This is a genomic window from Mycobacterium sp. (genome assembly GCF_039583785.1).
GTDB lineage: Bacteria > Actinomycetota > Actinomycetes > Mycobacteriales > Mycobacteriaceae > Mycobacterium.
The window spans coordinates 1-5,030 of record NZ_JAVKSG010000085.1 but is presented as its reverse complement, the minus strand read 5'-3'; the positions used below and the strand labels follow the sequence as shown (position 1 = coordinate 5,030).

Annotated in this window: 4 protein-coding genes and 2 pseudogenes; 4 read left to right on the top strand and 2 right to left on the bottom strand. The window is 68.0% G+C overall.

Going from position 1 to position 5,030, the window contains the following annotated elements; all coding sequences use genetic code 11:
- Window positions 1-941, top strand: a pseudogene (locus ABDV69_RS18360) (hypothetical protein); the annotation flags it as partial.
- Window positions 942-1,041: 100 nt separating this feature from the next.
- On the opposite strand, the gene ABDV69_RS18355 reads toward ABDV69_RS18360, so the two are convergent.
- Together ABDV69_RS18355 and ABDV69_RS18350 are read right to left on the bottom strand one after the other, a co-directional pair.
- Window positions 1,042-1,629, bottom strand: coding sequence for a hypothetical protein (locus ABDV69_RS18355; protein ID WP_343576946.1), 588 nt, complete (start codon window positions 1,627-1,629; stop codon window positions 1,042-1,044).
- Window positions 1,630-1,640: 11 nt separating this feature from the next.
- Entirely contained in the window at window positions 1,641-3,071 is a 1,431-nt protein-coding gene (locus tag ABDV69_RS18350) for an FAD-dependent oxidoreductase (RefSeq protein WP_343576944.1), read from the bottom strand.
- A 116-nt stretch (window positions 3,072-3,187) separates the two neighbouring features.
- Here ABDV69_RS18350 and ABDV69_RS18345 point away from each other — a divergent pair, with 116 nt between their 5' ends.
- The 3 genes and pseudogenes from ABDV69_RS18345 to ABDV69_RS18335 form a co-directional block, all read left to right on the top strand.
- Window positions 3,188-4,558 (top strand): NAD(P)/FAD-dependent oxidoreductase, encoded by a 1,371-nt coding sequence (locus ABDV69_RS18345; RefSeq protein ID WP_343576941.1) that lies wholly within the window; start codon window positions 3,188-3,190, stop codon window positions 4,556-4,558.
- 149 nt (window positions 4,559-4,707) lie between these two features.
- Window positions 4,708-4,836: a hypothetical protein gene (locus tag ABDV69_RS18340; RefSeq protein ID WP_343576940.1), complete on the top strand. Its 129-nt coding sequence runs from the start codon at window positions 4,708-4,710 to the stop codon at window positions 4,834-4,836.
- A gap of 1 nt (window position 4,837) precedes the next feature.
- Window positions 4,838-5,030 (top strand): annotated as a pseudogene (locus ABDV69_RS18335) (hypothetical protein); the annotation flags it as partial.

Sequence of the window (5,030 nt, the reverse complement as noted above, 5' to 3'; positions counted from 1 at the left end):
CGGCCAGTCAGGCCGCCGCGGTTACCCAGGCCACAGGTACATCGGCGGCAACGAACACGCAGACGATGCTCTCCCAGCTTGCCGCCGCGGTGCCCACGGTGCTGCAAAGCCTCGCATCATCCACATCGTCGACGTCCGTCCCGTCGGGACTCCTCGGTTCGCTGATTGGACCCAGCAGCCAGTTCCAGACGTTTTTAGGCCCCATCAACAGCTACTTCGCCCCTATCGGTTCGGCTATCGGGTCGGCTGGGGTGTCCACGTCGTCTGCGGCATCGGCGTCCGCACATGCCGCCGACAGCAAGATCGACGATACGCAGGGGCAACTTCGCGACACGCAGGGCCTGATCACCGGCACGCAGGATCAAATCACCAACTTGCAGGATCAAATTCTGGGCCGGCTCAACCAGTTGGGAACGGTGCCAGCGCTGGAGCCGACGGGTCTGAGCCGGGCGGGCTTCGTCGGGGGTTTGTCGGTGCCGCCGGCCTGGGCCACGGCCGCTCCGGCGATCAGGACTGTCGCCGCGGCATTGCCGGCCACCGGCCTGGGCGCCGCCCCGGAAGTCTGGCCAGGTAGCCCGGGCAGCCTATTCAGCGAGATGACCCTGGCCAGTATGGCCGGGCGTGCCATCGGCGACACAGCTTCCATGGGCGGCCGGGCAGTCTCTGCGAAGCTCGGCGACTCAACCGAATACCGCACCGGTATCGCCGCGACATTCGGGGGCGTCGTCGCGGGGGCGAACAAAGGCTACCCGGGCGACCGCTTCACCGGCACAAACCACGACGAAGGACAGTTCCTCGAACAAGTTGCCCAGCGTTATCCAGGCATCTGCGCGCTGCTCGATGCCCTGTGCAGCCCGAACGACCGTTCCACCGGACCCAACCTCGCCAAGTTGGAACACGAGATCCGCGCCTTCGCACTGCGTTTCACCGCAGCGGAATGACATGTGACGTCACCGCCGAATGTGGACTCGCCGTCGAGCTTGTAGACGGCCGGCCGCAATCTCGGTGATCGGCGGGTTTGCTACGAAACGTTGTTGTCCGTCATTCCCTTGGGGGGAGCGGTGGCCCGTATCCCGGATACGACGGGTTGGCCGCCGGGTCGGAGGGCTGGGTGACGACCGCACGCGCGTCGGCGCGGGCGGTTGACGGGAAAGAACTATCGACACACCACCATGCGTCGCAGATTTTGGCCCACCATTCGGGTACCGGGAGTGGTGCGGCCCCGCAGGGCAGCACACCGTAGCTCGACGGGTTACCGTTGCCGGGAGTGGATGCGACGAATTGATCGACCAGTGTGGCGACGTTGCCGTCGACGTCGATCTCGCAGTGCACGTTGCCCGAATAGGGCCACGGGATCGCCACCTGCATACCCGCCGTTTTCGGATCGCTCAGCATGGTGTCGAATCGGAATTCGCGTCCGGTTGCGCTCAGCGGGGCGGTGGCCGTGTATTTCTCGTTGGCCATGAACACCGCCCGGCCGCTGGAGATCGGCGCGTCGACTTTGGCAACGTAGGTGATGTTGTGCGGCTTGTGCGGGTCGGCCAGTGCGGTCGCCGGACTCAACTGCGAGCTCGCCGCAACGCTTGTCAGTGCGGCGAGCGTCACCCATCTGCGCGTCGCGGCTCTCATGGCTGCGAACATTACGCTGCGCCTCCGTCGGCGGCCAGGGTGCCAGATGTGACGGACCGCAGGTCAGCGAGGGCCGCACTGCTTTCGGGCTGGACCAATTGTGCTCGGCGGCCACCGAATTCGCCGAAAAACTGTGCGGCGGCCTGTTGGATGGCCATCGACCAACTCGGGTAGGCGTGGATGGCTTGGGCGAGTCGTCCGGTGAACATGCGGGTACGCATGGCCAGCGCAGGTTCGTGGATCATCTCCCCGGCGTGCGGGGCCACGATGGTGGCGCCGAGGATCCGCCCGCCCCCGAGGTTGCGCAACACGGGTCTTGGGCCGGCAACGATCTTGACGAACCCGTCGACACGGCCGGCGATGATCGCCCGGTCGAGCTCGGCGAACGGCAGGTACGCCACCCGGGCCCCGGCGGTGCCGATGTTGCGGCCGTCGCTGCCGACAACGCCGATCTCGGGATCGGTGAAGATCACCCGAGGTATCGCGCCTGGATCGAACGACGGTCGCCGGAGTCGATGCCGGGCGGCGCCGACCGCGTCGCGGCCCATGGCGTAGGCGGCGTGGGTGTGCGGGAACAGTCCGGTGACATCCCCGACGGCGAATACGTCGGCCGCGGTGGTGGCCAGGTGGCGGTCCACGGTGATGAATCCCTGCTCGTCGGTGCGCACACCAGCCGCGGCAAGGTCCAAGCCCTTGGTGTCCGGCACGCGTCCGGTCGCGACGAGCAGCTGTGCAGCTGTCACTGTCCGATTGTCGTTCAGCCGCAGCGTCACCACCTTGTCGTTGCCGTACACGGCATCCACCCGGCTGTTGGTGTGTACTCGAATGCCCTCCCGTACAAAGACTTCGGTGAGCACGGCGGCGGCGTCGGCATCGATGCCGGGTAGTAGCCGGTCGGCGGTGTCGACGACGCAGACGTCGACACCGAGGCGGCAAAACGCCTGCGCGAGTTCGCAACCGACCGGCCCGGCGCCCAGAATCGCCATCGAGTCAGGCTTGTCGCGCAGTTCGAAAACGGTATCGGTGGTCAGAAACGGTGTGTCGGCGAGCCCGTCGATGGGCGGGATCGCGGGCTGCGAACCGGTCGCGATGATGATCGCGCCCGCCGCCAGCCGCGTGCCGTCAACCGTGACGGCGCCACCACCCACCACGCGCGCCCGCCCACCAATCACCTCTACGCCGGCACGACGTAGCAGCGGTGCGGTCTCGGTGGCCGCGATGTCGCCGACGGTGGCACGTACCCGGCGCATCGCATCGCCGAAGGTCGAGCCTTGCGCTGCCGCCGCGATGAGCGTCTTCGACGGCACGCAACCGGTGAACGTGCAGTCACCGCCCAGCGGGCCATCGGACACCAGTGCCACCCGCATGCCGTCGCCGGCCGCGGTGGTGGCCGCGGCCAGCCCGGCGGCGCCACCGCCGATCACCAGGAGTTCGTAATCCATGGTCTCCGGGTACCCGCGTTCATGGTCGGTCGTCAGCTCGACTGTCCGGCTACTGACACTGTGCTGGACGGCGGCGCCACCGCCGCGAAGATTGTGACGAAAAGGAGGCGAACGTCATGCCCGAGCACGAGAAGGTCGATGTGGTGGTGATCGGCCTGGGCCCGGGCGGGGAAGCCGCCGGCGCACGCCTGGCTCAGGCCGGCCTGACGGTGATCGGCGTGGATGCTCGCCTGGTGGGCGGCGAGTGTCCCTACTTTGGCTGCGTGCCGACGAAGATGATGGTCCGGGCGGCCGACGCGCTCGCCGAGACGCGTCGCGTCTGTGCTCTGGCCGGATCGGCCGACGCCCAGCCGTCTTGGGCTCCGGTGGCCGCCCGAATTCGAAGCGAAGCCACCGACAACTGGGACGACACGGTGGCGGTGCAGCGATTCGAAGACGCCGGCGGCCGATTCGTGCGCGGCCGCGCGAGGATCACCGCACCCGGGCGGGTGAGTGTGACGACCGAGCACGGCGAGCAGGTTTTCCGAGCTTCGCAAGCGATCTTGCTCAATCCAGGTACCGAGCCGGCGATCCCGCCGATCGAGGGGCTGGTCGATGCGCCGTTGTGGACCAACCGTGACGCCGTCGCCGTCGAGGACGTGCCCGCGTCGCTGACGATCCTCGGCGCCGGGCCGATCGGGTGCGAGTTCGCCCAGGTTTTCGCCCGGTTCGGCAGCGCGGTCACCATCGTCGAATCCCAGTCGCGGCTGCTGCCCGCGGAGGAACCCGAAGTGGGCGACGTGCTGGCGAGGGTGTTCGATGCCGAGGGCATCCAGATCCGCACCGGCGTATCCGCCACCAAGGTGAGCCCGGATGCCACGGTGGTGAGCCTCGACGACGGCGGCGCCATCACCTCCGAGCGGCTGCTGGTGGCCACCGGTCGACACGCCGATCTGGTCGCGCTGGGCGTCGGCGCCGTCGGGCTGGACGAAACTGCCCGCGGAATCGACGTCGACGAGCGGATGCGTGCCGCCGAGCGGGTCTGGGCGATCGGCGATGTCACCGGTAAGGGCGCGTTCACCCACGTGTCGATGTATCAGGCCAACATCGCCGCGGCCGACATTCTCGGCGAGAACCCGCAACCGGCCGAGTACCACGCGGTGCCGCGGGTCACGTTCACCGACCCGGAAGTCGGGGCGGTCGGGTTGACCGAGCAAGCGGCCCGAGACCGCGGTATCGCGGTGCGCACCGGGGTGGCGGCGATTCCGTCGTCGGCGCGGGGCTGGATCCACAAGGCCGGAAACGACGGTGTGGTCAAGCTTGTCGAAGACGCCGACCGGGGCGTGCTGGTCGGCGCCACCGTCGTCAGCCCGGCCGGCGGCGAGGTGCTGGCAATGCTGACTCTCGCGGTGGACGCGCAGGTGCCCACGGCGCGGCTGCGACGGATGATCTACGCCTATCCCACATTTCATCGGGCGATCGAGGATGCCCTGGCCGATCTGTCCTAACGTGACCGACGTGACCGCTGTCGGCTGGGACGGCTATCGGGCGAGCGTCCACTCTCGCAACGCCGGGATCACCGAGCGGGTGCTGCGCCGACTCGACGGAACACCCCCATGCGTGGGCGGCTGCCCGGCCCAGTCGGGATCAGGGGACCTTGACCATCGTCTTCCCGCAACAGCACGTCGGTGTGTTCTGTCCGCTGCACGTCGGCGGTGCCGCCTTGGTCACCGTCAGCTCACACCCGCAGCCCGCATCGGGGCAGCGGTACACCTCCCCGGCCTGAAATGGCATCTTCCTCAACTCCTTTACTCGCTTCTCCATCTGACAACATCACCGTAGAACCCGGCCCCAGGGGCAAGGTCAATACTGGGAGACAGGAGGAAACCGCGATGACCGTTCCGTCACTGACCATCGGGCAGGCCGCGCGCGCGGCGGGCGTCAGCCGCAAGGCGATGCGGGTCTACGAAGCCAAGGGCC

What these genes read in the sequence shown, in the direction of transcription:
- ABDV69_RS18355 (WP_343576946.1), bottom strand. Translation starts at nt 1,629, where the DNA reads ATGAGAGCCGCGACGCGCAGATGGGTGACGCTCGCCGCACTGACAAGC.
- ABDV69_RS18350 (WP_343576944.1), bottom strand. Translation starts at nt 3,071, where the DNA reads ATGGATTACGAACTCCTGGTGATCGGCGGTGGCGCCGCCGGGCTGGCC.
- ABDV69_RS18345 (WP_343576941.1), top strand. Translation starts at nt 3,188, where the DNA reads ATGCCCGAGCACGAGAAGGTCGATGTGGTGGTGATCGGCCTGGGCCCG.